Annotated in this window: 23 protein-coding genes, 2 tRNA genes and 2 other annotated features; of the genes, 19 read left to right on the top strand and 6 right to left on the bottom strand. The window is 41.3% G+C overall.

What is annotated here, in order from left to right; all coding sequences use genetic code 11:
* Positions 1–5: 5 nt before the first annotated feature.
* The 14 genes from GEZ85_RS02585 (at position 6) to trpA (ending at position 15,093) form a co-directional block, all read left to right on the top strand.
* Positions 6–461, top strand: coding sequence for a DUF3290 family protein (locus tag GEZ85_RS02585; protein ID WP_023943895.1), 456 nt, complete (start codon positions 6–8; stop codon positions 459–461).
* Positions 458–1,093 carry a DUF421 domain-containing protein gene (locus GEZ85_RS02580; RefSeq protein WP_084926236.1) on the top strand — a complete coding sequence of 212 codons (636 nt, stop codon included), beginning with the start codon at positions 458–460 and terminating at the stop codon, positions 1,091–1,093. Before GEZ85_RS02585 ends, GEZ85_RS02580 begins: the two co-directional genes overlap by 4 nt.
* Positions 1,094–1,147: 54 nt before the next feature.
* The gene (locus GEZ85_RS02575) at positions 1,148–2,893 is read left to right on the top strand and encodes an ABC transporter ATP-binding protein (protein WP_153209296.1); all 1,746 of its coding nucleotides are present in this window, start codon (positions 1,148–1,150) and stop codon (positions 2,891–2,893) included.
* Positions 2,883–4,625, top strand: a complete 1,743-nt coding sequence (locus GEZ85_RS02570) for an ABC transporter ATP-binding protein (RefSeq protein ID WP_153209294.1) — start codon at positions 2,883–2,885, stop codon at positions 4,623–4,625. Before GEZ85_RS02575 ends, GEZ85_RS02570 begins: the two co-directional genes overlap by 11 nt.
* A 206-nt stretch (positions 4,626–4,831) precedes the next feature.
* Positions 4,832–5,524: a sugar transferase gene (locus tag GEZ85_RS02565; RefSeq protein ID WP_153209292.1), complete on the top strand. Its 693-nt coding sequence runs from the start codon at positions 4,832–4,834 to the stop codon at positions 5,522–5,524.
* A 42-nt stretch (positions 5,525–5,566) separates the two neighbouring features.
* Positions 5,567–6,796 (top strand): DegT/DnrJ/EryC1/StrS family aminotransferase, encoded by a 1,230-nt coding sequence (locus tag GEZ85_RS02560; RefSeq protein ID WP_004256034.1) that lies wholly within the window; start codon positions 5,567–5,569, stop codon positions 6,794–6,796.
* A gap of 34 nt (positions 6,797–6,830) precedes the next feature.
* Positions 6,831–7,062: a binding site (T-box leader), on the top strand.
* 63 nt (positions 7,063–7,125) lie between these two features.
* Complete coding sequence (gene trpB / locus GEZ85_RS02555; RefSeq protein WP_261046953.1) at positions 7,126–8,307, top strand: tryptophan synthase subunit beta; 1,182 nt, start codon at positions 7,126–7,128, stop codon at positions 8,305–8,307.
* Positions 8,304–8,529, top strand: a binding site (T-box leader). (Overlaps the previous gene by 4 nt.)
* A 304-nt stretch (positions 8,530–8,833) precedes the next feature.
* Positions 8,834–10,195, top strand: a complete 1,362-nt coding sequence (gene trpE / locus GEZ85_RS02550) for an anthranilate synthase component I (RefSeq protein WP_153209288.1) — start codon at positions 8,834–8,836, stop codon at positions 10,193–10,195.
* The gene (locus tag GEZ85_RS02545; protein WP_084890039.1) at positions 10,192–10,758 is read left to right on the top strand and encodes an aminodeoxychorismate/anthranilate synthase component II; all 567 of its coding nucleotides are present in this window, start codon (positions 10,192–10,194) and stop codon (positions 10,756–10,758) included. Before trpE ends, GEZ85_RS02545 begins: the two co-directional genes overlap by 4 nt.
* 10 nt (positions 10,759–10,768) lie before the next feature.
* The gene (gene trpD, locus GEZ85_RS02540; protein WP_153209286.1) at positions 10,769–11,773 is read left to right on the top strand and encodes an anthranilate phosphoribosyltransferase; all 1,005 of its coding nucleotides are present in this window, start codon (positions 10,769–10,771) and stop codon (positions 11,771–11,773) included.
* On the top strand, positions 11,770–12,537 hold the full coding sequence (gene trpC, locus GEZ85_RS02535) for an indole-3-glycerol phosphate synthase TrpC (protein ID WP_153209284.1): 768 nt from the start codon (positions 11,770–11,772) through the stop codon (positions 12,535–12,537). Before trpD ends, trpC begins: the two co-directional genes overlap by 4 nt.
* Positions 12,524–13,123 carry a phosphoribosylanthranilate isomerase gene (locus tag GEZ85_RS02530; RefSeq protein WP_153209282.1) on the top strand — a complete coding sequence of 200 codons (600 nt, stop codon included), beginning with the start codon at positions 12,524–12,526 and terminating at the stop codon, positions 13,121–13,123. The genes trpC and GEZ85_RS02530 overlap by 14 nt, the downstream gene beginning before the upstream one ends.
* A complete protein-coding gene (trpB, locus tag GEZ85_RS02525; RefSeq protein ID WP_153209279.1) occupies positions 13,101–14,324 on the top strand; it encodes a tryptophan synthase subunit beta in 1,224 nt (407 codons plus the stop codon). The genes GEZ85_RS02530 and trpB (GEZ85_RS02525) overlap by 23 nt, the downstream gene beginning before the upstream one ends.
* Positions 14,317–15,093, top strand: a complete 777-nt coding sequence (trpA, locus tag GEZ85_RS02520; RefSeq protein ID WP_153209277.1) for a tryptophan synthase subunit alpha — start codon at positions 14,317–14,319, stop codon at positions 15,091–15,093. The genes trpB (GEZ85_RS02525) and trpA overlap by 8 nt, the downstream gene beginning before the upstream one ends.
* Here the strand turns inward: trpA and GEZ85_RS02515 are convergent.
* Complete coding sequence (locus GEZ85_RS02515; protein WP_153209276.1) at positions 15,065–15,724, bottom strand: prepilin peptidase; 660 nt, start codon at positions 15,722–15,724, stop codon at positions 15,065–15,067. The genes trpA and GEZ85_RS02515 overlap by 29 nt on opposite strands.
* Positions 15,725–15,793: 69 nt before the next feature.
* Between GEZ85_RS02515 and GEZ85_RS02510 the strand changes: the two genes are divergently transcribed.
* A complete protein-coding gene (locus GEZ85_RS02510; protein ID WP_194251502.1) occupies positions 15,794–16,249 on the top strand; it encodes a GNAT family N-acetyltransferase in 456 nt (151 codons plus the stop codon).
* A gap of 48 nt (positions 16,250–16,297) precedes the next feature.
* Here the strand turns inward: GEZ85_RS02510 and GEZ85_RS02505 are convergent, their stop codons facing one another.
* Positions 16,298–17,443, bottom strand: a complete 1,146-nt coding sequence (locus GEZ85_RS02505) for a low temperature requirement protein A (protein ID WP_153209272.1) — start codon at positions 17,441–17,443, stop codon at positions 16,298–16,300.
* An 804-nt stretch (positions 17,444–18,247) separates the two neighbouring features.
* On the opposite strand from GEZ85_RS02505, the gene GEZ85_RS02500 reads away from it, so the two are divergent.
* Positions 18,248–19,537, top strand: a complete 1,290-nt coding sequence (locus tag GEZ85_RS02500) for a DUF308 domain-containing protein (protein WP_153209270.1) — start codon at positions 18,248–18,250, stop codon at positions 19,535–19,537.
* Positions 19,538–19,546: 9 nt separating this feature from the next.
* Positions 19,547–20,635: an AI-2E family transporter gene (locus GEZ85_RS02495; RefSeq protein WP_004256071.1), complete on the top strand. Its 1,089-nt coding sequence runs from the start codon at positions 19,547–19,549 to the stop codon at positions 20,633–20,635.
* 140 nt (positions 20,636–20,775) lie between these two features.
* Here the strand turns inward: GEZ85_RS02495 and GEZ85_RS02490 are convergent.
* From GEZ85_RS02490 to GEZ85_RS02475, 4 genes are all read right to left on the bottom strand, one after another.
* A tRNA-Lys gene (locus GEZ85_RS02490) sits at positions 20,776–20,848 on the bottom strand.
* Between the two features lie 62 nt (positions 20,849–20,910).
* A complete protein-coding gene (locus GEZ85_RS02485; RefSeq protein ID WP_153209268.1) occupies positions 20,911–21,426 on the bottom strand; it encodes a DUF308 domain-containing protein in 516 nt (171 codons plus the stop codon).
* Between the two features lie 354 nt (positions 21,427–21,780).
* Positions 21,781–21,853 (bottom strand) — tRNA-Lys (locus GEZ85_RS02480).
* 264 nt (positions 21,854–22,117) lie between these two features.
* Complete coding sequence (locus GEZ85_RS02475) at positions 22,118–23,389, bottom strand: replication-associated recombination protein A (RefSeq protein WP_153209266.1); 1,272 nt, start codon at positions 23,387–23,389, stop codon at positions 22,118–22,120.
* Between the two features lie 115 nt (positions 23,390–23,504).
* Here GEZ85_RS02475 and GEZ85_RS02470 point away from each other — a divergent pair, with 115 nt between their 5' ends.
* Both GEZ85_RS02470 and GEZ85_RS02465 read left to right on the top strand, forming a co-directional pair.
* Entirely contained in the window at positions 23,505–23,975 is a 471-nt protein-coding gene (locus tag GEZ85_RS02470) for a DUF3013 family protein (RefSeq protein WP_045592523.1), read from the top strand.
* Positions 23,976–24,020: 45 nt separating this feature from the next.
* Positions 24,021–25,511, top strand: a 1,491-nt coding sequence (locus tag GEZ85_RS02465) for a P-loop NTPase fold protein (RefSeq protein ID WP_409349512.1), incomplete at its 3' end; no start/stop codon positions are given.

The raw sequence follows: 25,511 nt of genomic DNA, 5'->3' as shown, positions 1-25,511 counted from the left end.
AATAAATGAAATTTTACTCATATGACTATGTACTTAGCCAAATCAGTCAGCAAAATGGAATGATGATTGGCTTTGGGATTGTGCTCCTAGCTATCACAGGATTTTTTGCTTTTAAAGCCTATCGAGATAAAAAGGGGACTAAGTTTCGGGAATTGGTCATGATTTTGGCCTTGACCTTGGTGGCCATGCTTTTGGTGACAATCTCAAAATACCAGACCAATCAAGCCTCTAACAACCAATTTCAAACTTCCCTTCATTTCATAGAGGTTGTTTCCAAAGACTTGGGAGTGGATAAATCAGAAGTTTATGTCAATACTTCTGCAGCCACTGATGGAGCACTTATCAAGGTAGGTTCAAATTTCTATCGTGCCATGAACGGGAGCCAACCAGACAAGTATCTTTTAGAGAAATTAGAATTGAATCAAACAGACGCTATTGAATTGGTGGAGGTAAACAAATGACACTCAATTATATGGAAATTTTAATCAAACTGGCCTTGGGTCTTTTCTCTCTTGTTTTTGTTATTAATGTGACAGGAAAGGGGAATCTAGCACCTAACTCTGCTACAGACCAAATTCAGAACTATGTTCTTGGTGGTATCATCGGTGGGGTGATTTACAATAGTTCAATCAGCATTCTGCAGTACGCAGTGATTTTGATGATGTGGACGATTTTGGTCTTGACCCTCAAGTGGCTCAATAACAATGTTCGTTTTGTCAAACGCTTGATTGATGGAAAACCAACTCTCCTTATCAAAAATGGGCAGATTGACCCAGAAGCCTGTCGTTCAGTTGGTTTGTCTGCAGCAGAAGTTGCTCTCAAACTTCGTAGCCAAGGGATTTTCCAGATGAAACAGGTCAAATGCGCTGTGCAGGAGCAAAATGGCCAACTCATCGTGGTCCAAATAGGAGATGAAAATCCTAAGTATCCAGTTGTGACTGACGGTGTGATCCAAGTCGATGTTTTGGAGTCGATTGGTCGTAACGAAGAATGGCTGCTTGATAACCTCAGCAAGCAAGGGCATGACAATGTAGCCAATATCTTTATCGCTGAGTATGACAAGGGTGCGGTCACAGTCGTAACCTATGAATAAGAAAAACCTGGGGTCTTGGCCTCAGGTTTCTATTTGCAATCAGAAAGGGATTTTATGTCCATTATTCAAAAACTTTGGTGGTTTTTCAAGTTAGAAAAACGCCGTTATCTAGTCGGAATCGTGGCCCTGATCTTGGTTTCCGTACTCAATCTCATTCCACCTATGGTTATGGGGCGGGTTATTGATGCTATTACATCGGGGCAATTAACCCAGCAGGACCTCCTTCTTGACCTATTTTACTTGCTTCTTGCAGCCTTTGGGATGTACTATCTGCGCTATGTTTGGCGTATGTATATCCTTGGGACTTCTTATCGTCTGGGACAGATTATGCGGTCTCGCTTGTTTGAGCATTTCACAAAAATGCCTCCAGCCTTTTATCAGACCTATCGTACAGGGGACCTGATGGCACACGCTACAAATGATATCAATGCCTTGACGCGTCTCGCAGGGGGTGGTGTTATGTCTGCGGTGGATGCCTCGATCACGGCTTTGGTGACTTTGCTGACCATGCTTTTTAGTATTTCATGGCAAATGACCCTAGTTGCCATTTTACCCTTACCTTTCATGGCTTATGCGACCAGTCGTTTAGGTAGAAAGACACATAAGGCCTTTGGTGAATCGCAGGCTGCCTTTTCTGAACTCAATAACAAGGTACAGGAGTCTGTATCAGGTATTAAAGTGACCAAGTCTTTCGGTTATCAGGCGGACGAGTTGAAGTCCTTTCAGGCAGTCAATGAATTGACCTTCCAAAAGAACCTCCAAACCATGAAATACGATAGTCTCTTTGACCCTATGGTTCTCTTATTTGTTGGTTCCTCTTATGTTTTAACGCTTTTGGTAGGCTCCTTGATGGTTCAGAAAGGGCAAATCACGGTTGGGAATCTAGTTACCTTTATCAGCTACTTGGATATGCTGGTTTGGCCTCTTATGGCCATCGGCTTCCTCTTTAATATTACCCAGCGAGGGAAGGTTTCTTATCAGCGGATTGAGGAACTTTTGTCTCAGGAATCACCTGTACATGACCCCGAGTTTCCTTTAGATGGCATTGAAAACGGGCGCTTAGAGTATGCCATTGATAGCTTTGCTTTTGAAAATGAAGAAACTCTGACTGCTATTCAATTTAGTTTGGAAAAAGGTCAAACGCTGGGCTTGGTTGGGCAGACAGGTTCTGGTAAAACGTCCTTGATCAAACTCCTCTTGCGTGAATACGATGTGGATAAAGGAGCCATTTATCTGAATGGCCACGATATTCGTGACTATCGTCTGACAGATCTTCGCAGTCTTATGGGCTATGTCCCTCAGGACCAGTTCCTCTTTGCGACTTCGATTTTAGATAATATCCGCTTTGGCAATCCTAACTTGCCCCTTTCAGCGGTTGAGGAAGCGACTAAGCTAGCTCAAGTTTATCAAGACATTGTAGACATGCCTCAAGGATTTGATACACTGATTGGTGAAAAGGGAGTCAGTCTTTCTGGTGGTCAAAAGCAGCGTCTGGCCATGAGTCGGGCTATGATTTTAGACCCTGATATCTTGATTTTGGATGATTCTTTGTCGGCCGTGGATGCCAAGACGGAGTATGCGATTATTGACAACCTCAAGGAGACGCGAAAGGACAAGACAACCATTATTACGGCTCATCGCCTGAGTGCAGTTGTCCATGCAGATTTGATTTTAGTCCTGCAAAATGGTCAAATCATCGAACGAGGCAGGCACGAAGACTTGCTAGCTTTGGATGGCTGGTATGCCCAAACCTACCAGTCTCAGCAACTGGAAATGAAAGGAGAAGAAGATGCAGAATAAACAAGAACAATGGGCTGTATTGAAGCGCTTGATGTCCTATCTCAAGCCCTATGGACTCCTGACTTTTTTGGCACTCAGTTTTCTCCTAGCGACTACGGTCATTAAAAGTGTCATTCCCCTTGTGGCTTCCCACTTTATCGACCAGTATCTGAGTAATCTCAACCAACTCGCTGTGACCGTTTTGCTGGTCTACTATGGTCTTTATATCCTACAAACTCTGGTTCAATATGTCGGTAATCTTCTCTTTGTGCGGGTATCCTACAGAATTGTTAGAGATATTCGTCGCGATGCCTTTGCCAATATGGAGAAGCTGGGCATGTCTTACTTTGACAAGACGCCAGCAGGTTCTATCGTCTCTCGTTTAACAAATGACACCGAGACTATCAGTGATATGTTTTCGGGGATTTTATCTAGCTTTATCTCAGCAGTTTTCATTTTTCTGACAACTCTTTATACCATGTTGGTGCTGGATTTTCGTTTGACAGCTTTAGTCCTGCTCTTTCTACCCTTGATTTTTCTTTTGGTCAATCTCTATCGGAAAAAGTCAGTGAAAATCATCGAGAAAACCAGAAGTCTCTTATCAGATATCAATAGCAAACTGGCTGAAAACATCGAGGGAATCAGGATTATCCAGGCCTTTAACCAAGAGAAGCGCCTGCAGGCAGAATTTGATGAGATCAACCAAGAACACTTGGTCTACGCCAACCGTTCTGTAGCCTTGGATGCCCTATTTTTGCGGCCTGCTATGAGTTTGCTGAAACTCCTAGGATACGCTGTCTTGATGGCCTATTTTGGCTACCGTGGCCTTTCTATCGGGATAACGGTAGGAACCATGTATGCCTTTATCCAGTACATCAACCGTCTCTTTGATCCCTTGATTGAGGTGACGCAAAATTTTTCAACCCTTCAAACGTCTATGGTGTCTGCAGGGCGTGTCTTTGCCTTGATTGACGAGAAGACCTATGAGCCTCTTCAAAAAGATGGGCAAGCCAGAGTCCAAGAGGGCAATATCCGTTTTGAACATGTGTGTTTCTCGTATGACGGTAAACATCAGATTCTGGATGATATTTCTTTCTCTGTTAACAAGGGTGAAACCATTGCCTTTGTAGGTCATACAGGTTCAGGGAAATCTTCCATTATCAATGTCCTCATGCGCTTTTATGAATTTCAGTCAGGGCGTGTCCTCTTGGATGGGGTGGATATCAGGAACTACAGTCAGGAAGAGCTGAGAAAGAACGTCGGTCTGGTTTTGCAAGATCCCTTCCTCTATCATGGAACTATCAAGTCCAATATCGCCATGTACCAAGAAATCAGTGATGAGCAGGTAAAGGACGCAGCTAGCTTCGTGGATGCAGATTCCTTTATTCAAGAACTTCCTCAGGGATATGATGCCCCTGTTTCTGAGCGTGGCTCCAGTTTTTCAACAGGTCAGCGTCAGCTTCTTGCCTTTGCCAGAACAGTCGCCAGTCAGCCTAAAATTCTGATTTTGGATGAAGCGACAGCCAATATTGACTCTGAAACAGAAAGTTTGGTTCAAGCTTCTCTGGCTAAGATGAGACAGGGACGGACAACCATTGCCATTGCCCACCGCCTTTCGACCATCCAAGACGCCAACTGTATCTATGTTTTGGACAAGGGGCGAATTATTGAGAGTGGAACCCACGATGAACTCTTGGCTCTGGGAGGAACCTATTACAAGATGTATAGCTTGCAGGCCGGGACCATGTCTTAATATTCTTTGAAGATCTATTCAAGTCAGGTCAGTTTTATCTGCAATCTCAAAGCTGTACATTGATCAGCCTGCGGCTAGCTCTTTGATTTTCATTGAGTGTAAGAAGGAAATCCTTCAAATTACAGATTTCTTTCACCGCCTTTTCCATTTTGTGGTATAATGAAAAATGTTGACAAATAGTATAATAAAAACAAAGGAGAAACAGCATGCTGAAATGGGAAGACTTGCCCGTGGAAATGAAATCAAGCGAGGTTGAGTCTTACTACCAGCTTGTCTCTAAAAGGAAGGGTTCGCTGATTTTCAAGCGTTTCTTGGATTGGGTTCTAGCCGTGGTCTTACTGGTTCTGGCCTCTCCCATCTTTCTCATCTTGAGCATTTGGATCAAGTTGGATAGCAAGGGGCCAGTGATTTACAAGCAAGAGCGCGTGACCCAGTACAACCGTCGGTTCAAGATTTGGAAGTTCCGTACCATGGTGACGGATGCAGATAAAAAAGGTAGTCTGGTGACTTCTGCTAACGATAGCCGCATTACCAAGGTTGGCAATTTTATCCGCCGTGTGCGTTTGGACGAACTGCCTCAGTTGGTCAATGTCCTTAAAGGCGAAATGTCCTTTGTCGGTACACGACCTGAAGTGCCACGCTACACAGAGCAGTATAGCCCTGAAATGATGGCAACTTTGCTTTTACCAGCAGGGATCACCTCTCCAGCCAGCATCAACTACAAGGATGAGGACACTATCATCAGTCAAATGACGGAGAAAGGTTTGTCGGTTGACCAGGCCTATGTGGAGCATGTTCTTCCTGAAAAGATGCGCTATAACCTTGCCTATCTCCGAGAGTTTAGTTTCCTTGGAGACATCAAAATCATGTTTCAAACCGTGTTTGAAGTGCTAAAATAAAGTAGTCATGAGAAAATGAGTACAAATAAAAGGAGCAAATCAATGCCAAATTACAATATTCCATTTTCACCACCCGATATTACGGAAGCAGAAATTGCTGAAGTAGCGGATACCCTGCGTTCTGGTTGGATCACAACAGGTCCTAAGACAAAAGAACTGGAGCGTCGCTTGTCTCAATACACACAGACGCCTAAGACTGTCTGTCTTAACTCTGCAACTGCTGCTCTTGAGTTGATTTTGCGCGTTTTGGAAGTGGGACCTGGAGATGAAGTCATCGTTCCAGCCATGACCTATACAGCTTCATGTAGTGTTATCACGCACGTAGGAGCAACTCCTGTCATGGTGGATATCCAAGCAGATACTTTTGAGATGGACTATAACTTACTGGAGCAAGCTATCACTGAAAAGACTAAGGTGATTATTCCAGTAGAGCTTGCGGGGATTGTTTGCGACTATGACCGTTTGTTCCAAGTTGTGGAGAAGAAACGTGATCTCTTTACTGCTTCAAGCAAGTGGCAAAAGGTTTTTAACCGTATTGTGATTGTTTCTGATAGTGCCCACGCTTTGGGGTCTACTTATAAAGGGCAACCAGCTGGTTCTATCGCGGACTTTACTTCCTTCTCATTCCATGCAGTTAAGAACTTTACAACTGCTGAGGGAGGAAGTGCCACTTGGAAAGCCAATCCAGCGATTGATGACGAAGAAATGTACAAGGAATTCCAAATTCTTTCCCTTCACGGGCAAACTAAGGATGCCCTTGCTAAGATGCAACTGGGCTCATGGGAATATGATATCGTCACACCAGCCTACAAGTGCAATATGACCGATATCATGGCGTCACTTGGTTTGGTACAATTGGACCGTTACCCAAGTTTGCTAGAACGTCGTAAGGAGATCGTGAACCGCTATGATCGTGGTTTTGCAGGTTCTCGTATCCATCCATTGGCACACAAGACTGAAACTGTCGAATCTTCACGCCACCTCTACATCACCCATGTAGAAGGAGCGAGTTTAGAAGAACGCAATCTTATTATCCAAGAATTAGCTAAAGCAGGAATTGCAAGCAATGTCCACTACAAACCGCTTCCGCTTTTGACAGCCTATAAGAATCTTGGTTTTGATATGGCGAACTATCCTAAGGCTTATGCCTTCTTTGAAAATGAAATTACGCTCCCTCTTCACACTAAATTAAGCGATGAAGAAGTGGACTATATCATTGAGACTTTCAAAACAGTTTCTGAAAAAGTACTAGCTTCATCAAAAAAATTGTAAAAAAGTCTTGACAAAGAAAAAACAAAGTATTAAAATAAGTTCAATAAATCAGAAAAGTAACTATTTTTGATCTTCAGGGAGCCTGTGGTGATTGTGAACAGGTGATTGGAGGTAGTGAAAGTGGGCTGATTTTAAAGATGAATTTGAAACAATGAAAATTCGGTGCGCACACCTTACAGTGCAACTTGTTGTTAGACAAGGCAGAGATGTAAAGGGAAATAGTCCCTTTATAATTGAGGTGGCACCGCGTTACCAACGCCCTCACACGGAATTTAATTCTGTGTGTGGGCTTTTTTCATATCTTGAAATCAATACAAAATGAGGAAAAAATTATGACAACTAAAGGTTATTTTGGACAATTTGGTGGTAGTTTTGTACCAGAGCCTATTCAGGCTTTGTTGGATGAGTTGGAAGTGACATTTGACAAGTATAAGGATGATCCAGAATTTTTGGCAGAATTTCGCCATTATTTGAAGGACTATTCAGGTCGCGAAACACCGCTTTATTTTGCAGAAAGTTTGACAGACCACTTAGGTGGCGCTAAGATTTATCTCAAGCGCGAAGACCTTAACCACCTTGGTTCTCACAAACTCAACAACGTTTTAGGGCAAATTCTTCTGGCTAAACGTATGGGTAAAAAACGGGTTATCGCAGAGACAGGAGCTGGTCAGCACGGTGTTGCGACTGCAGCTGCTGCAGCTAAGTTTGGTATGGCTTGTGATGTCTACATGGGGGCAGAAGATGTGGAGCGTCAACGTCTCAATGTCTTCCGTATGGAGATGATGGGAGCAACTGTTCACGCAGTTGAAACGGGGACACGAACTCTTAAGGATGCTGTTGATGCAGCCTTTGGAGCATGGATGAATGACCTTGAAGCCTTCTACGTTCTGGGATCTGCTGTGGGGCCTCACCCTTATCCAACAATTGTCCATGAGTTCCAGAAAGTCATCAGTGAAGAATCTCGCCGTCAAATCTTAGAAAAAGAAGGTCGTTTACCAGACTACGTTATTGCCTGTGTAGGTGGTGGTTCCAATGCCATCGGTGCTTTTTCTCAGTATGTAGCTGATGAAGAAGTTAAATTGGTTGGGGTCGAAGCTGCTGGTCATGGACTTGACACAGATAAGCACGCAGCTACTATGACAAAAGGTAGTATCGGAATTGTCGACGGCATGAAGACTTATGCAGTCTTTAAGGAAGATGGAGAGCTAGCTCCAGTTTACTCTATCTCAGCTGGTTTGGACTATCCAGGTGTTGGCCCAGAACACGCCTACTTCAAAGATTCAGGTCGCGTGGAATATGTCGCTGCGACAGACGAAGAAGCTGTTCAGGCTCTCCTCCTCCTCAGCAAGACTGAAGGAATTATCCCAGCGATTGAAAGTTCGCACGCTATCGCAGAAGCAGTTAAACGTGCACCGAAACTAAGTAAAGACGACATTATCATCATCAATGTCTCTGGTCGTGGAGACAAGGACGTAGCTGCAATTGCGGACTACCTAGAAGCTAAAAAATAATAGATGGAAAAATTACAGTCCTTTCTCTCACAGAGAGCTTGTGGTTGCTGGAAACAAGCAGAGAAAGCTGTAAGGTTGGGTCCATCTGAAACGAGAGAAGAAAACATAATTCTCAAGGGAGTGCCCTTTATCGCACAGCCTGTTACAGGAGGTTTCTGAGACAGGAATGAGAGATAGGAGAAATCCTATAATTGAGGTGGCACCGCGAATTTCGTCCTCACGCAAGTTATTTTGCGTGGGGATTTTTATATGTTTATTATAGGTTCAGCTGTTTAGTTTTAAATTATTGTTCATTATTAAATAGATTGCTACAAAAAATTTGCTAGCGAAGTGAGCTTTTAAAAGATATTTCCCGCCATAGTGGTATCCTATAGAAGCAAATATGCTTCTATAGGACGGAATTTTTGAGACCTAAGGCTTAAAAATTAGGGATGAAATTTTGAAGAAAGTTGCTCCCGTCCGCACTATTTAAGGGAAATAGAAAAAGATAAAAAATTAAAAATAAGGAACTGAAAGGGAAATTACAATGAAACGAATCATTCATGGAGATGTCTTATCACCAATCTTAGCTTATATGCGCCTAAAGGGGCAACACAAGGTGATCTTAGAGAGTATTCCGAGAGACAAGGAAACAGCTCGTTTTTCTATCCTAGCCTATAATCCAGTTTTTGAGATTAAGTTTGAAAATGGAGTTCTTTATCAAAATGGGAAAGTGATTGATCAGGATCCCTTGGATTTCCTTTATCAAGTGACTCATAAGAGCCAGCACCACTCAGATCTACCTTTTGGTGGTGGGACAATTGGTTTTGTTGGTTACGATATGATTTCGCTTTATGAAGAAATTGGTCAAATTCCTGAAGATACAATTGGAATGCCAGACATGCATTTCTTCGTCTATGAAAGTTACATGATCTTTGACCACAAGAAGGAGAAAATCCATGTCATCGAGGATGCTCTTTATAGCGAGCGCAGTCAAGAAGACTTGGAAAAAGCTTTGAATCAAGTGCTTGAGGAATTACGCATTCCTGCTCCAAATGAATTTGAAGATTTGGATTTATCACCACTTGACTTCAAATCGCATATCGCTCCTCAGAAGTTTGAGGAAATGGTGGAAACAGCTCGTGACTTGATTCGTAATGGAGATATGTTCCAATGCGTGCTCAGTCAGCGTTTTTCAGCAGAAGTTACTGGAAATCCATTTGACTTCTACAGAAATCTCCGCGTGACTAATCCTTCTAATTACCTTTATTTCTATGATTTTGGGGATTATCAAATCATCGGTGCCAGTCCAGAAAGTTTAGTTTCAGTTAAAAATGGCATCGTGACAACCAATCCGATTGCCGGTACGCGACCAAGAGGAGCTACGGATGAAGAAGACAAGGCTTTGGCGACAGACCTCCTGTCTGATGAGAAGGAAACAGCAGAACATCGGATGTTGGTAGACTTGGGGCGTAATGATATTGGCCGCATCTCTGAAACGGCCAGTGTCCAAGTCACTAAGTATATGGAAGTGGAGCTTTTCCGTTATGTCATGCATTTGACCAGTGTGGTCAAGGGGCGTTTGCTTCCAGAATTCACTGCCATGGATGCCTTGAAAGCAACACTTCCTGCTGGAACAGTTTCAGGAGCACCAAAAATTCGCGCGATGAGACGCATCTATGAACTGGAAACGGAAAAACGGGGCGTATACGCAGGAGCAATCGGCTACTTGTCTGCGACGGGTGATATGGATTTGGCCATCGCTATCCGAACGATGATTCTTAAAAATCAAAGAGCCTATGTGCAGGCTGGGGCAGGGATTGTCTACGACTCTATCGCCCAAAACGAATACCAAGAAACCATTAACAAAGCAAAATCTATGACTAGAATTGGAGAACTAAGACCATGATTTTATTGATTGACAACTATGATTCTTTTACCTATAACTTGGCCCAATACATTGGGAATTTTGCGGAGGTGCAGGTCTTGAGAAATGATGATCCCAAGCTGTATGAAGAAGCTGAAAAAGCAGATGGTCTGGTCTTTTCTCCTGGTCCTGGTTGGCCAGTTGATGCCGGAAAGATGGAAGACATGATTCGTGATTTTGCAGGTAAGAAGCCGATTTTAGGGATTTGTTTGGGCCACCAAGCCATTGCAGAAGTCTTTGGTGGTAAGTTAGGTTTGGCTCCAAAAGTCATGCATGGGAAACAGAGCAATATCAGCTTTGAAGCGCCATCTGTTTTGTATCAAGGTATCGAGGATGGCCGTGCGGTCATGCGTTACCACAGTATTTTGATTGAGGAAATGCCAGAAGACTTTGAGGTGACAGCTCGTTCGACTGATGACCAAGCCATCATGGGGATTCAACACAAAACCCTACCAATTTATGGCTTCCAGTACCATCCAGAGAGCATTGGAACGCCAGATGGCTTGTCTTCTATTCGGAATTTTATCGAGAAGGTTGTAAAGTGAGGAAACTAGGATGAAAGAGATTATTGAAAAACTAGCAAAATTTGAAAATTTATCAGGTGTGGAAATGACGGATGTCATTGAGCGTATCGTAACTGGCCGTGTAACGGAGGCGCAGATTGCTTCTCTCCTCTTGGCCCTTAAGATGAAGGGGGAAACACCTGAAGAACGCACAGCCATTGCCCAAGTCATGAGAGGACATGCCCAACATATTCCAACTGAAATCCATGACGCTATGGACAACTGTGGTACAGGTGGGGACAAGTCTTTCAGTTTTAATATTTCCACAACTGCAGCCTTTGTCTTGGCTGGTGGCGGTGTTCACATGGCCAAGCACGGTAACCGTTCGATTTCTTCTAAATCGGGTTCTGCAGATGTCCTCGAAGCCTTGGGCATCAACCTAGACCTCAAACCAGCTGAACTAGGTAAGGTCTTTGATAAAACTGGCATCGTCTTTCTATTTGCCAAAAATATGCACCCAGCTATGAAATACATCATGCCAGCTCGTTTGGAGTTGGGAATTCCAACGATTATGAACTTGACTGGTCCCCTGATTCACCCAATGGCTTTGGAAACACAGCTTCTTGGTATTAGTCGTCCAGAACTGCTAGAAAGTACAGCTCAGGTATTGAAAAATATGGGTCGCAAACGTGCCATTGTGGTTGCTGGGCCAGAAGGATTGGATGAAGCTGGTTTGAATGGAACAACCAAGATTGCACTTCTTGCAAATGGCGAAATCACCTTATCAAGCTTTAGTCCAGAGGATTTGGGGATGGAGCGCTACGCTATCGAAGATATCCGTGGTGGCAATGCCCAGGAAAATGCAGAAATTTTGCTCAGCGTTCTGAAAAACGAACCAAGCCCATTCTTGGAAACTACAGTCTTAAATGCTGGTCTTGGTTTCTATGCTAATGGTAAGGTGGCTGGTATTAAGGATGGAGTTGCCTTGGCCCGTCAAGTGATTGCTAGTGGCAAGGCCCTTGAAAAACTTAGACTGTTACAGGAGTACCAAAAATGAGTCAGGAATTTTTAGCACGAATTTTGGAGCAGAAGGCGCGTGAGGTCGAGCAGATGGAGCTGGAGGAAATCCAGCCCCTGCGCAAGACCTATCGCTTGGCAGAATTTTTGAAGAATCATCAGGAACGCTTGCAGGTAATCGCTGAGGTCAAGAAGGCTAGCCCTAGTCTGGGAGATATCAATCTCGATGTGGATATTGTGCAACAGGCCCAGACTTATGAAGCGAATGGCGCAGTGATGATTTCTGTTTTGACAGATGAAGTTTTCTTTAAAGGACATTTGGATTATCTACGGGAGATTTCCAATCAAGTGCAGATTCCGACGCTTAACAAGGACTTTATCATCGATGAAAAGCAAATCATTCGTGCTCGCAATGCCGGTGCGACAGTCATCTTGCTCATTGTGGCTGCCTTGTCAGAAGAACGTCTTAAGGAACTTTATGACTATGCGACAGAGCTTGGTCTGGAAGTCTTGGTGGAAACTCACAATCTAGCTGAACTAGAGGTAGCACACCGCCTTGGAGCTCAAATTATCGGAGTTAATAACCGTAATTTGACTACCTTTGAAGTCGACTTGCAGACCAGTGTAGACTTGTCCCAGCACTTTAAGGAAGGACGCTATTACATTTCTGAATCTGCTATTTTCACAGGGCAGGATGCGGAACGAGTAGCGCCATACTTTAACGGAATTTTGGTAGGAACAGCTCTCATGCAGGCAGAAGATGTAGCCCAGAGAATCAAGGAGTTGCAGATTGACAAAGGTTAAGATTTGTGGACTATCGACCAAGGAAGCGGTGGAAACAGCCGTTTCAGCAGGAGCAGACTACATCGGTTTTGTCTTTGCACCTAGTAAAAGACAGGTGTCCTTGGATCAGGCTGCTGAGTTGGCAAAGCTTATTCCTGCAGATGTCAAAAAGGTTGGTGTATTTGTTTCACCAAGTCGAGTAGAACTGCTAGAAGCGATTGACAAAGTTGGCTTGGACTTGGTTCAAGTTCACGGTCAGGTGGCAGATGATTTATTTGAGAATTTGCCTTGTGCCAGTATTCAGGCTGTGCAGGTGAATGGAGAGGGTCATGTGCCCAATTCTCAGGCAGATTATCTCCTCTTTGATGCCCCTGTGGCAGGAAGTGGCCAGCCCTTTGATTGGGGTCAACTGGATACGACTGGATTAACTCAGCCCTTCTTTATCGCAGGTGGGCTGAATGAAGACAATGTCGTAAAAGCAATTCAACACTTTACTCCCTATGTAGTAGATGTATCAAGCGGAGTGGAGACAGACGGACAAAAAGATCATGAAAAGATTAGAAGATTTATAGAGAGGGTAAAGAATGGCATATCAAGAACCAAATAAAGATGGATTTTACGGAAAATTCGGCGGACGTTTTGTCCCAGAAACATTGATGACAGCAGTTTTGGAGTTGGAGAAGGCCTATCGTGAAAGTCAGGCAGACCCAAGTTTCCAAGAGGAATTAAACCAACTTTTGCGCCAGTATGTGGGACGTGAAACTCCCCTTTACTACGCAAAAAATTTGACTCAGCATATCGGCGGAGCCAAGATTTATCTCAAACGTGAAGACCTCAACCATACAGGGGCTCACAAGATTAACAATGCCTTGGGACAAGTTCTTCTGGCTAAACGCATGGGTAAAAAGAAAATTATCGCTGAAACAGGTGCTGGTCAGCACGGTGTGGCAACTGCAACAGCTGCAGCCCTCTTTAACATGGAATGTACCATCTATATGGGTGAGGAAGATGTCAAACGCCAAGCCCTCAATGTGTTCCGTATGGAGCTTTTGGGAGCTAAGGTTGAGGCAGTGACAGACGGTTCGCGCGTGCTCAAGGACGCAGTCAATGCGGCCCTTCGTTCATGGGTAGCTAATATCGATGATACCCACTATATCCTTGGTTCTGCTTTGGGGCCTCATCCTTTTCCAGAAATTGTTCGTGATTTCCAAAGTGTCATTGGTCGAGAAGCTAAACAACAGTACCGCGACTTGACAGGTCGAGATCTGCCAGATGCCCTAGTAGCCTGTGTTGGTGGTGGTTCTAACGCTATCGGTCTCTTCCATCCATTTGTAGAAGATGAGTCAGTAGCCATGTATGGGGCTGAAGCAGCTGGACTTGGTGTGGATACAGAGCATCACGCAGCGACCTTGACCAAGGGTCGTCCGGGTGTCCTTCACGGTTCTCTCATGGATGTGCTCCAAGATGCTCATGGTCAAATTCTTGAAGCCTTCTCTATCTCAGCAGGTTTGGACTATCCTGGTATCGGTCCAGAACATTCTCACTACCACGATATTAAACGTGCCAGCTATGTCCCTGTGACAGACGAAGAAGCCTTGGAAGGATTCCAACTCTTGTCTCGTGTGGAAGGGATTATCCCAGCCTTGGAATCTAGCCACGCTATTGCCTTTGCGGTGAAATTGGCCAAAGAACTCGGTCCAGATAAGTCCATGATTGTCTGTCTATCAGGTCGTGGTGATAAGGATGTGGTTCAAGTCAAAGACCGCTTGGAAGCAGATGCAGCAAAGAAGGGAGAAGCTCATGCCTAAGACACTAACAGAAAAATTGAATGCTATCAAAGCAGCTGGAAAAGGAATTTTTGTTCCCTATATCATGGCTGGGGACCATGAGAAAGGTTTGGATGGTCTCGCTGAAACAATCCACTTTTTAGAAGATTTGGGTGTCTCTGCCATTGAAGTGGGCATTCCCTTTTCAGATCCTGTCGCAGATGGACCTGTTATCGAAGAAGCAGGCTTGCGCAGTCTAGCCCACGGGACCTCGACACAAGCTTTGGTTGAAACCTTGAAAACCATTCAAACAGAGGTTCCACTTGTCATTATGACCTACTTCAACCCCCTCTTTCAGTACGGTGTTGAGAAATTTGTCAAAGATTTGGCAGATACAGCTGTTAAGGGCTTGATTATCCCAGACCTGCCTCATGAGCATGCCAACTTTGTGGAACCATTTTTGGCAGACACAGACATTGCCTTGATTCCCCTAGTTAGTTTGACAACAGGGATTGATCGCCAAAAAGAGTTGATCAAGGGAGCAGAAGGCTTCGTCTATGCCGTTGCCATCAATGGGGTGACAGGAAAATCAGGAAATTACCGTGCAGATTTGGACAAGCATTTGGCACAATTGCATCAAGTAGCCGACATCCCAGTCTTGACAGGTTTTGGTGTGTCTAGTCAAGCCGATGTAGAACGCTTTAATGCGGTGTCAGATGGCGTTATCGTTGGTTCGAAAATTGTAAAAGCTCTCCACCAAGGAGAGCCGATTGAGGACTTTATCAAACAAGCAGTAGCTTACCAAAAATAATCACACAAGCAGCAAGTAAGAGGAAAGGCACGAAAGGAAGTCTTTCCTTTTTCTTTTGCAGGAGAAAGGATAGGATGCCCGTCGCAGAAGCGAACTGAATTAAGATCAGTAATTCGGTCGCGCTAAAGATGAGAGCGCAAGAAGCCAGAAAGAGAAAATCCCCTGCCCCCATGCGGATATCGATAAAATGAGCCACAATTCCAAGGACAAGGAAGAGGACCATGACTAGATTCCAGCCAGAGAAAGCCATGAGGATTAGGTGAAAAGTCAGCCAGACTAGTAAGGGATATTCCTGATGACGGAAGTCGTAGATGCCCAGAGTCAAACCAGCAGTGATTAGGATGACTTGCCCCAAGGAAAGAAATCCCCAAGACCAAACCAGAAAAAGGAGACCTAAACCTAGTTCAAGAAGGGCATACCAGACTGGATAAGGAGCCTTGCAGTAGCGACAGCGAAAGCGATTGAAGACCTGCGAGAGAATCGGAATCAAATCTAAGGGATGCAAGCGAGTCTGACAGGCATCGCAGTGGCTAGCTGGTAGGATAATGGATTGCTCTGGAAAACGGTCAATGACCAAACCAAGAAAGGAAGCGAGAATGCTCCCGACAAGAAAAAAATAAAAATCAATCATACTTATCTATTCGTAAAAAATAGGAGAAGTAGTATAATGGAGAAACATAGACAAGATAGTGAGGTCGAGATGACAATTCGTTTTGAAGAAAATGTGAGCACAGAAAATGCTCAGCTCGTATGCCAATGGTCCAACTCCCTGGGGAAAGATTTTCAGGAACAATGGATGGGACCAAAGATTCCTTTTCCACTGACCCTTCAAGTCTTGCAAGAGTTGGAAGGAATCTTTTCAATCTTTGAAGGACAAGAGTTTGTGGGGCTTATCCAGAAAATCAGGCAAGAAGACAGTAATCTTCATATTGGAAGATTTTTTATCAACCCCCAGAAACAGGGGCAAGGCTTAGGTAGCCAGGCTTTAAGGAAATTTGTTAGTTTGGCCTTTGAAAATGGAGATATAGACAGTATCTCTCTAAATGTCTTTGAGACAAATCAAGCGGCCAAGCACCTTTACCAAAAAGAAGGATTTGAAATCGTTCAAATGGTTGAAGAACCTGTACGGAAATACATCATGAAAAAGTTTAGGTAGAAAGCAAAAAAGCCTTGGTTCCCAAAGCTTTTTTATGTTATAAACTCATTAAAAGAACCCCCAGTTAGATTTGGAATATTTTTTATTCTGTGTCACATAAAAATAAATAAAATGAATGGCTATAGCTAGAGCTAAAATGGTTGTTATACTCACTACTATTATAGGATTAGAAGCAAAGATTAAAGAGAGAATCAAGGCAGCCAGATAGAGTGTCGCTTGGACACAGTAGTAACTTTTCGAATAGCGAAGATAGTGTTTGTTATAGGGCCCATTTACTAGGACAGCAGCTTGAAAGAGGCCAAATCCGATATAAGAGAAGCTGGTTGCAAAGAGACGATTAGCTTCAGGATTCTGAAGAAAACTCATCGAAACGGTCATCATAAGAAGTCCAATGAAAATAGGATAGTGACTGTAAATTAGAAATAGTCTCTTTTGATTAGATTTTTCATCAATAGCATGGTCGAATTGACCAAAATAAAACAAGAACAGAGAAATCATAATAATGAAATAAAGAACCGAATAAATCGAGAAATTCTCGATTGTAAAGAAGTTAGCTAGCTCCGTAATCATCTCTCCAAACATAATAATGACAAGAAGGGAGATACGCTCGATTAAATGGGGGAGATTTACCTGGTAATGCTTATCTTTATTAAGCAAGATACTTGGCATAATAAATGTTAGCAGAATACTAGCAAATAAGATATAGACTCTAAGGTAAATAGGAAGAAGAGCTGCTAGATAGACTCCTAAACTTCCTAGACCTGTTATCCATAGAAAACCTTTGATACTTTCCCGATTAGCATCATCGGTTGATTTTCTAAAAAATTCAACCAAATATTGAAAAAATAAGGTAAGGGTTAATGTACCAATAGCCCAACAGAGATAATGAAAATATTGTTGCCAATCAGGTCCAATCATATTGGCTATAAAGAGTAAAATTCCCATTTTGATAAACATGATTACTATGTTAAATAAAGAGTTCTTTCCATAGCGATTGGTATAATCGGTTTGAATCATCCAGGAATCGATGAGAAACAAAGTAGCAATGAAAAAATCAAGGAAAGAATTCCAAGTCAAAATACCGTTATGAAGATGGTCAATTAAAGTAGTTACTTTTGAAATTGCAAAAACAAAAACTAGGTCATAAAAAAGTTCTGAAAATTCTACACGTTTATGTTTAATAAGAGTTGTCATCTTAAGACCTTTCTATTTTAGAAGTACAATTTATTATAACAGAAAATGGTAATGAGAGAAAAGGAGATGCTTAAATAACTTCATGTGACGCGAATGAACTGCGCCACAAAAGTTAGGTTTTTTCTGTCTAACTTTTGGGGTGCAGTTCAGAAGGGGTGTTTTTTCTATCGTTTTTTAGTGCTAAGACTACACAAAAAAGCCTTGTAAATCAAGGCTTTTTCCTGTTGATTTAGATGCCCCCTACAGGGATTTGGAAAGGACTTTCATATTGAGAGCAATTAAAAATATTGAAATATAAGTGATTTTAGGTATTTTCAATGTCATGATTTAAAAATGGGACAAAAGTGGGGCAAAAACCATACAGATTCTAAACTGTATGGTTCTTTTTTTATCTAACCAAGAAAGGTTAAAACTTATTAAAACACATGCAATCAACTGTTGAAAACTTTTTAGTCCGTGTAATATAAAAACAAGTAAAAAGTTGAACTATAGGGAATATTGTGTCATAATAGGTAATAGATGAATAATTAATAGATTGGAAATAATGCTTTCTTACCTTAACAAGTTGAATTGGTTATACATTTTTTCGTCGCAATTGTGTCTATCTCTCGAGTTTAGCTAGTTTTTATAAGCTCTGGTTTCTAATCAATATAACAAATTTTAGAAGTGCATAAGACAAGATGGTGACATTACTACAGTCATTTCTAGTCACCATATGTTGCTGGCACAGGCTGTTTGTAGTGTTGGCTATTTACTAGTCAGTTTAATCGGAGTGTTTAATTTTTATTGTTGAAAGGTTTTTATATGGAGAAAATTCTATCTTTAGGTCTGACAGGTAAGAAATTACTTGCTCAGGGGTTCTTGTTTGTTCTGCTAGGTCTCATCTTGATGGTCACGGGGACTTGGTTGCCAGTAAAGGTTATTCGACTGGTTCTGTTTTTAGCTTGGATAGCAACGGTCTTAGATTTAGTATTACGTATTTTCAAAAAAAGTCAGTCAACGGACACCTTGGGAGTTGCACTGGTTAAATTGTTAGTGCTGGGATATTTGCTTGGCTCCAATCTTGCGACGGATGTGCCGATTTATATTTTGGCTCTTGTGATTGGAGTTTATCAGATTTTTCATGCTAGTATTAACCTTGTCACCTATGTTCTCTACCGCAAAAACAAAATTCGACCTCGTTTTCGTCTCTTACTAGATGGACTCGTACTAGTTTTTCTTGGTGGGACTAGTCTTTTGTCCTCTACGGGAAATTCTGTCTTTCAACTCTTTGTTTTAGGGGCTTATTTTTTCCTTTATGGTCTGTCCAATATCCGTGATGGTTTCTTGTTTGAGGAGGAAATTGGGAAAAACCATCTCAAACGTCGTGTAAGAATGAGCTTACCTATTGTCCTAGCCGCTCTCATCCCTGCAAGTACTTTAGCAAAAATCAACAAATTCATGCAGGAAAATGCTGATGAGGAAGAAGATATCCATCTTGGAATAGTGAAGTCTGGTAAGACAGCAGAGCTAGAAATTTTTGTTCATACAGCTGAGACCTCCCTGTTTTCAGCTATTGGTCATGTGGATATCTGCTATCAAGGCCGTGTTATTTCTTATGGCAACTATGATCCGTCTTCTGAGACCTTATTTGGCATGGTAGGAGATGGTGTCTTATATTTCTGTGATCGTGACAAGTACATTGACCTATGTAAACGTGAGAGTCAAAAAACGCTTTTTGGTTATGGGATAGATTTGACGCCTGAAATGGAAAAAGCAGTTCAGAAAAAGTTGGCTGAATTGAAACAACTGACGATTCCATGGGAGCCAAGTGCAGATAAAATCATGACAGGTGATGGTAAGGAAGACTACACCTACGCTTATAAAATCAGACATGAGACAGATGGGGAACTTTATAAATTTATCAAATCTAAGTTTAAATCCTACTTTGTCTTATCTACAAACTGTGTGCTCTTGGCTGATACCATAGTCGGTCAGGCTGGCACCGATATCCTCTCACCCAAAGGATTTATCGCTCCAGGAACTTACCAAGCCTACCTTAATCGAGAGTTTGAAAAACCAAATAGTATAGTCGTATCTAAACATGTTTATTAAGGAGAATTTATGAACTTAGTAAAAAAATACACCCCGTTAATACTTTTTATAGGGCTGGTTGCTCTTGTAATTCTGAATGCATCGAGCTTTATATCAGGAGCAATCTCTCTCTTTGATGTAATATCAACCTTGATTTATGGTGCTGTTATTGCTTTTGTGCTTAATGTTCCTATGAAAAAAATTGAACAGTACTTAGTTAAATTGAAGGTAAAGGCAGAGTTGCGTCGTCCGATTGCCATGGTACTTGTTTTCCTAGCTCTTATCTTAATCGTGATTGCTCTTTTGGTTTTGGTGCTGCCAACCCTAGCCCAGACTATTAGTCAGCTGGGAACAGTCCTTTCAACAGTCCTTACTCAACTTGGGAAATTGCTAGGCAGCTCGGAATTTGTAACCAAAGACATGTTGTCAACTATCGTATCAGGCATACAGGGACAATCTAGTTCTATTAGCCAAGCTTTGATAGGTTTTTTATCAGGTCTGACTAGTAATATCGGCAATATTTTTTCAAGTTTGATGAATGCCTTTTTGATTATAGTCTTCACCTTTTTATTTTTATCCAGTAAGGAACATTTGGCAGCGATGACGAGTCGACTTCTAAAAGTTTTTCTTCCAGAGAAGGTGGTGATAAAGTTGACTTACATTGGACAAGTAGCACTAGAGACTTATGACCAATTTTTGATGAGTCAGCTGATTGAAGCAGTTATCATAGGAGTTATGATAGCGGTTGGTTACAGCGTGTTTGGGATACCCTATGGAGTAATGACAGGTATCTTTGCAGGAGTGCTATCGTTCATTCCTTATGTAGGGCCTATGATTGCTTGTGTTGTGGGAGCGATTTTTATCTTCACAGTGAGTCCTACTCAAGCCTTACTTTCTCTTCTTCTATATCAAGTTATACAGCTGATTGAAGGAAACCTTATTTATCCTAGAGTTGTAGGTCAGTCTATTGGTTTGCCAGCTATTTTCACGCTTGCGGCTGCTAGTATTGGAGGCAATCTCTTTGGCTTACTTGGGATGATATTCTTTACACCGATATTTGCTGTTATCTATCGATTGGTTAAGGAATTTGTCGTTGCAAAGGAAAATCAGCTAGATTAAGAAAAACTAAATTTAATAAGATATACTGAGAAGAGAGTGAGAGATTCTCTTCTCTTTTATTTTTAAATACTTTTCTACAAAAAGCTATTAGACGTTAAAAAAAGCCTTGGTTTCAAGGCTTATTCCTGTTGATTTAGATGTGCCCCCTGCAGGGCTCGAACCTGCGCCCCATAGCTTAAGAGTCTACTGCTCTACCAACTGAGCTAAGGAGGCAACAGAAAAAGCTGAGAATGTAACTTCCCAGCTATTTTAATATGCCCAAAATGGCAGCTAGATTATTTACGAAAGGCATCAAGGATATAGGTGAAACCAACAATTAAAAATGCAAAGGCAACGACATAAACGACAAAGACACTTGTAGCTACTGGATTGAACAAAATCACTAGACCTAGTAAAAATGCAAGCAAGGCTACCCACATGATATGGTTGCCAATAATAGGGAAAATCAATCCCAGACGATTGCCTTTAAAGAAAGCTATAATGGCTTCTACAATTAACCAAATTCCTAAAATAGTTGGAATGACAACTGGCAGCGTCACAAAGCCATAGGCAACGAGGTAAAGAGCTAAGAGAAGATTAACAATCCCTTGGAAAAGATGAGCTGGTGAGCGAAGCTCTTTTGGTACAGAGAAATAGCCTAAAATAGCTGCTATAGAAGAAACCAGTAAACCAAATGCAATCCACCAGCTGTAAGCAACAAGATTAGCTACTGGGTTTGTAAATAGGAAAAGTCCTAAAAGGACAAAAACAACTCCTGCAAGGAATAGCAGTAAACGATTAGAAAATTTCATTTCAATACCCCCTATATAGTATAGTATAGTTTGATAATAAAAATATTATACACCTTTTTAGAGGAAATGTCAATAAACAAAATGGAAAATTTGGAAGTTTCAGTCTGATTTATGAAAAGAAAATCAGTTTTTATTATTTTGAAAATAAAAAGAGAAGATAAAATTTGTCTTCTCTACATGAAAATATTGTATGGCATCAAAGCAAAAGTAACTGGCTTTACACTATTTGTAAAGATGTAATTTGATTCAAAAAGAAAAGATAGATTTAAAATGTGGGACAAATGATGGGGTAAATCAGTTATAGACAAGCAAAAAAAGCCTTGATTTACAAGGCTTTTTCCTGTTGTATTTAGATGCCCCCTACAGGGATCGAACCTGTGACCCACGGATTAAGAGTCCGCTGCTCTGCCAGCTGAGCTAAGGAGGCAAAGAAAAAAGCTGTATTGGTGCCGAAACTTCACGGTTTGTATTGAACCCGCGCAATTAAGCAGGTGGGCAACTCGCTCTAACTGAAGCTGTTTCCGTGTGAGACGGCCTACATGCTGTTAGAAGACTTTTGTTTCCCTAATAATACAAAAAATAGTCGGTCAACACTTAAGTGTGAAGTCGTACACCACAGCGTTTCTATGTTTATATAATACCACTTTTTCAAAAAAAATCAAGAGGAAAGTGCAATTTTTTGAAAAGGATTTCAGATTTTTCGCAAACGGTCGATAGCTTCCTTTCTTTGAGCCAAAGCCCGTTCATATTTACCAGTATCTTCTGCTTTGAAATAGTGATGATTGCGGATTTTTTCTGGTAGATAGTCTTGCTTGACCCAATTTCCAGGATAGTTGTGTGGATAGAGATAGTCTTGGGCATTCCCCAGTTCCTTGCTTCCACTGTAGTGCCCATCACGCAGGTGTCGCGGAATAGGCAAGTGCCCTGATGTTTTGAGGTCAGCAAGTGCCTTATCCATAGCCACATAAGCTGAGTTGGATTTCGGAGAAAGGGCCAAATCAATCACGACATTGGCAATGAGAATACGGGCTTCTGGGAAACCAATCTTCTGGGCAGCATCCAGAGCAGTCACGGTGTGAATCTGGGCTTCAGGATTGGCCAAACCGATATCTTCATAAGCGATAACAGTCAAACGACGAGCGAGACTTGGCAAATCACCAGCCTCAATCAAGCGGGCAGCATAGTGAAGACTGGCATCAACATCTGAGCCACGGATAGACTTTTGCAGGGCTGAGAGGACATCGTAGTGGCCATCTCCATCCTTATCCATAGTGATGTAGCTTCTCTGAAGACTATTTTCCATGATGTCGAGGGTGATGTGGCGGATGCCCTTATCATTCTCAGGGGTAGAGAGAGCTGCCAAATCCAGTGAGTTGAAGGCAGAGCGAAGGTCTCCATTTGTAGAGGTAGCAATAAAATCCAGCGCATCTTCATCTAGTTCTACTGGAAAATCAAAACCACGCTCAGGGTTACTTAGAGCTATCTGAAGCGCCTCTTTGACGTCTTGATTAGACAGAGGTTCCAACTCAAAAATCTGAACACGACTGCGAATGGCAGGAGTGACAGAAAAGAAAGGATTTTCAGTTGTAGCCCCAATCATGATGACTAGTCCACTTTCCAAGAGAGGAAGGAGAAAGTCTTGCTTGGTTTTATCTAGTCTATGAATCTCGTCTAGTAATAGGACGAGACCACCTGAAAATTTAGCCTCTTCCGCGATTTCTTGCAGTCGCTTTTTACTATCAACTGTCGCATTGAAAGTTCGAAAGGCATACTTTGTTGTTCCAGCGATGGCAGAGGCAATACTGGTCTTGCCGATGCCCGGAGGTCCGTAGAGAATCATGGAAGACAGACGGTTGGCTTCCACCATGCGACGGATGATTTTTCCAGGTCCGACCAGATGCTCCTGACCGATGACCTGGTCTATGGTTTTAGGGCGCATGCGAAGCGCGAGATTGTCTGGCATAGCAGTCCTTTCTAGCGTGGATTTTCTGATGTATATGTGGTAAGATGGTAGTATCTATTTTAGCATATTTCCGAGCAATCGGGGCGATTAAAGAGTCGCATAGAAAGAGGACAAAATGGCAACATATGGATTTTTAGATGTTTTAGAGGAAGAGTTGGAGAAGAATTTTCCCTTTGACTTTGAGATTAGTTGGGACAAGCGCAACCACGCGGTTGAAGTGAGTTTTCTATTGGAGGCACAAAATGCTACAGGTGTGGAGATGGTGGATGAAGATGGAGAGGTTTCATCGGATGATATTCTCTTTGAAGAAGCAGTGCTTTTTTACAATCCTGCCAAATCAACCGTCAATGAGGAAGACTATTTGACGGTCATTCCTTACCTACCTAAAAAAGGATTTTCCCGCGAATTTTTAGCTTATTTTGCGCTATTCCTTAAAGATACTGCTGAGGTTGGGCTAGATGCCCTTATGGACTTTTTGGAAGACCCAGAAGCCGAAGAATTTGTCATGGAATGGAACCAAGAAGTCTTTGAAGAAGGGAAAGTCGGTTTGGAAGAGGGAGAGTTCTATCCTTATCCGAGGTATTAGAAAGAAGACGAACTTTATTTGAGTAAATGTAAAGGGAGGTAAATCTTGACAGCGGGAAAAAAATATATTGGTGCTTATAGCCGTGATGCTAGAGACTATTTTTCATTATTGCCTACAGAAAAAGAAATAGTAGAGCAGTTGCAGGATATGTATATAGAAGAGAAAGGGATTTTTGTCTTATGTGGTAACAGAGGATCAGGAAAATCAAGTCTGAAAAATATTTCTTTGGAATTTGTTAAAAATCATAGAGGTTCTAAAGATAACAAAGAAATTCTTGTAGTAAATGTTTCTTATTTTAGTGGCAATAAAGATTTTCATAGAGAAATTTTGATGCAAATCCCTAACGCTATTACTAGAAGAATGAGCGATATTGAACATGATATTAATGATTATGTTTATAATGATGGCAGGTATTATCAGACTCTAGAGTATAATTCTAAGGAAAAAGTAAAAAAATATGATTGGTTAGAACAGAATCAAAGAAGCAAAAATTTTTCAATAATACGTAAAAGGTTGAAAAAAATTGAAGAAAAATTTGAGATTGATTCAAATATTTATAATTTATGCAACGAGTTATCAAATCAAACTAGTAATTTATTTGAACAGTTTAAGCTTTTAAATAAACAGAACGAACTCCAAAACAGTAAGTTTCCTCTGTTTCAAAAAAATAGAGTAGATATTTCAAATTTTCGAAAAAACATTGACGAACTGTATCAAAAGGTTGAGTATTTTGAAAAAAAAGCGAGCGAGCTGATAAAATTAGAGGAGTTCTTGCTTATTTCTCAACAACAGCTACAGTATTTTGATGTAGAAATAACAGATACAAAAAGATATTTAGAATCAACTACTTCAGATATATCAGCCGAGTCATCTATTGATTTAAGTGCTGATATAGGAATAATAAAATCGGGATTACAATTAAGAGGGAAAATTTCTTCAAGTAATAATGAAGAGTTGTCTCGGGAGTTAAAAAGTATTGTTACTGAGGAGTTAAAAGAGCGTCAGCTACTACGACTTTTAAAAAACATGTCTGAATACTTTAATATTACTTTTTCTATAGATGAATTAGATAAATGTAACACATCTACGATTATTGATATGATTGATAAAAATAAAAGGTTATTCTTTGATTGTAATGTTTCGACATTGCTAATTACAGATATATCTACTGCAATATCTTTATTGGAAAAATCAGATTATATTTCTGAACCTAATATCATTGTTGTCCCTGACTTAGGCATTTTGGATTATATTCACAGGGTCAATAATAAAGGACTGCCTCTAAATTATGATTTTATTACTATTCTAGATTCCTATTTTGTGAATAAAATGAATAATAGGGAGTTAAATTATGGTAGAAAAAATGAGAAAGGAATTTATTTTTTCAAGGGATTTGAACTTTATAAGTTTATGAATTCAACTCTTTATAGAGATACAAATCAACTTTATAAACCGATGATATTGAAATTTTATTGGGAATTAATTGATTTACTGGATTTTGTCGGGGAGTTATCTAAAGAAGAATATGAACAGTTT

It is taken from the genome of Streptococcus mitis, assembly GCF_009496205.1.
GTDB lineage: Bacteria > Bacillota > Bacilli > Lactobacillales > Streptococcaceae > Streptococcus > Streptococcus mitis_BN.
Note: the sequence above shows the minus strand (reverse complement) of the source record. Positions and strands in the feature narration are given on the sequence as shown.

Bases quoted from the DNA above. Each gene is read 5' to 3' on its own strand.
- GEZ85_RS02585 (WP_023943895.1), top strand. From the start codon at position 6: ATGAAATTTTACTCATATGACTATGTACTTAGCCAAATCAGTCAGCAA.
- GEZ85_RS02580 (WP_084926236.1), top strand. From the start codon at position 458: ATGACACTCAATTATATGGAAATTTTAATCAAACTGGCCTTGGGTCTT.
- GEZ85_RS02575 (WP_153209296.1), top strand. From the start codon at position 1,148: ATGTCCATTATTCAAAAACTTTGGTGGTTTTTCAAGTTAGAAAAACGC.
- GEZ85_RS02570 (WP_153209294.1), top strand. From the start codon at position 2,883: ATGCAGAATAAACAAGAACAATGGGCTGTATTGAAGCGCTTGATGTCC.
- GEZ85_RS02565 (WP_153209292.1), top strand. From the start codon at position 4,832: ATGCTGAAATGGGAAGACTTGCCCGTGGAAATGAAATCAAGCGAGGTT.
- GEZ85_RS02560 (WP_004256034.1), top strand. From the start codon at position 5,567: ATGCCAAATTACAATATTCCATTTTCACCACCCGATATTACGGAAGCA.
- trpE (WP_153209288.1), top strand. From the start codon at position 8,834: ATGAAACGAATCATTCATGGAGATGTCTTATCACCAATCTTAGCTTAT.
- GEZ85_RS02545 (WP_084890039.1), top strand. From the start codon at position 10,192: ATGATTTTATTGATTGACAACTATGATTCTTTTACCTATAACTTGGCC.
- trpD (WP_153209286.1), top strand. From the start codon at position 10,769: ATGAAAGAGATTATTGAAAAACTAGCAAAATTTGAAAATTTATCAGGT.
- trpC (WP_153209284.1), top strand. From the start codon at position 11,770: ATGAGTCAGGAATTTTTAGCACGAATTTTGGAGCAGAAGGCGCGTGAG.
- trpB (WP_153209279.1), top strand. From the start codon at position 13,101: ATGGCATATCAAGAACCAAATAAAGATGGATTTTACGGAAAATTCGGC.
- trpA (WP_153209277.1), top strand. From the start codon at position 14,317: ATGCCTAAGACACTAACAGAAAAATTGAATGCTATCAAAGCAGCTGGA.
- GEZ85_RS02515 (WP_153209276.1), bottom strand. From the start codon at position 15,724: ATGATTGATTTTTATTTTTTTCTTGTCGGGAGCATTCTCGCTTCCTTT.
- GEZ85_RS02510 (WP_194251502.1), top strand. From the start codon at position 15,794: ATGACAATTCGTTTTGAAGAAAATGTGAGCACAGAAAATGCTCAGCTC.
- GEZ85_RS02505 (WP_153209272.1), bottom strand. From the start codon at position 17,443: ATGACAACTCTTATTAAACATAAACGTGTAGAATTTTCAGAACTTTTT.
- GEZ85_RS02500 (WP_153209270.1), top strand. From the start codon at position 18,248: ATGGAGAAAATTCTATCTTTAGGTCTGACAGGTAAGAAATTACTTGCT.
- GEZ85_RS02495 (WP_004256071.1), top strand. From the start codon at position 19,547: ATGAACTTAGTAAAAAAATACACCCCGTTAATACTTTTTATAGGGCTG.
- GEZ85_RS02485 (WP_153209268.1), bottom strand. From the start codon at position 21,426: ATGAAATTTTCTAATCGTTTACTGCTATTCCTTGCAGGAGTTGTTTTT.
- GEZ85_RS02475 (WP_153209266.1), bottom strand. From the start codon at position 23,389: ATGCCAGACAATCTCGCGCTTCGCATGCGCCCTAAAACCATAGACCAG.
- GEZ85_RS02470 (WP_045592523.1), top strand. From the start codon at position 23,505: ATGGCAACATATGGATTTTTAGATGTTTTAGAGGAAGAGTTGGAGAAG.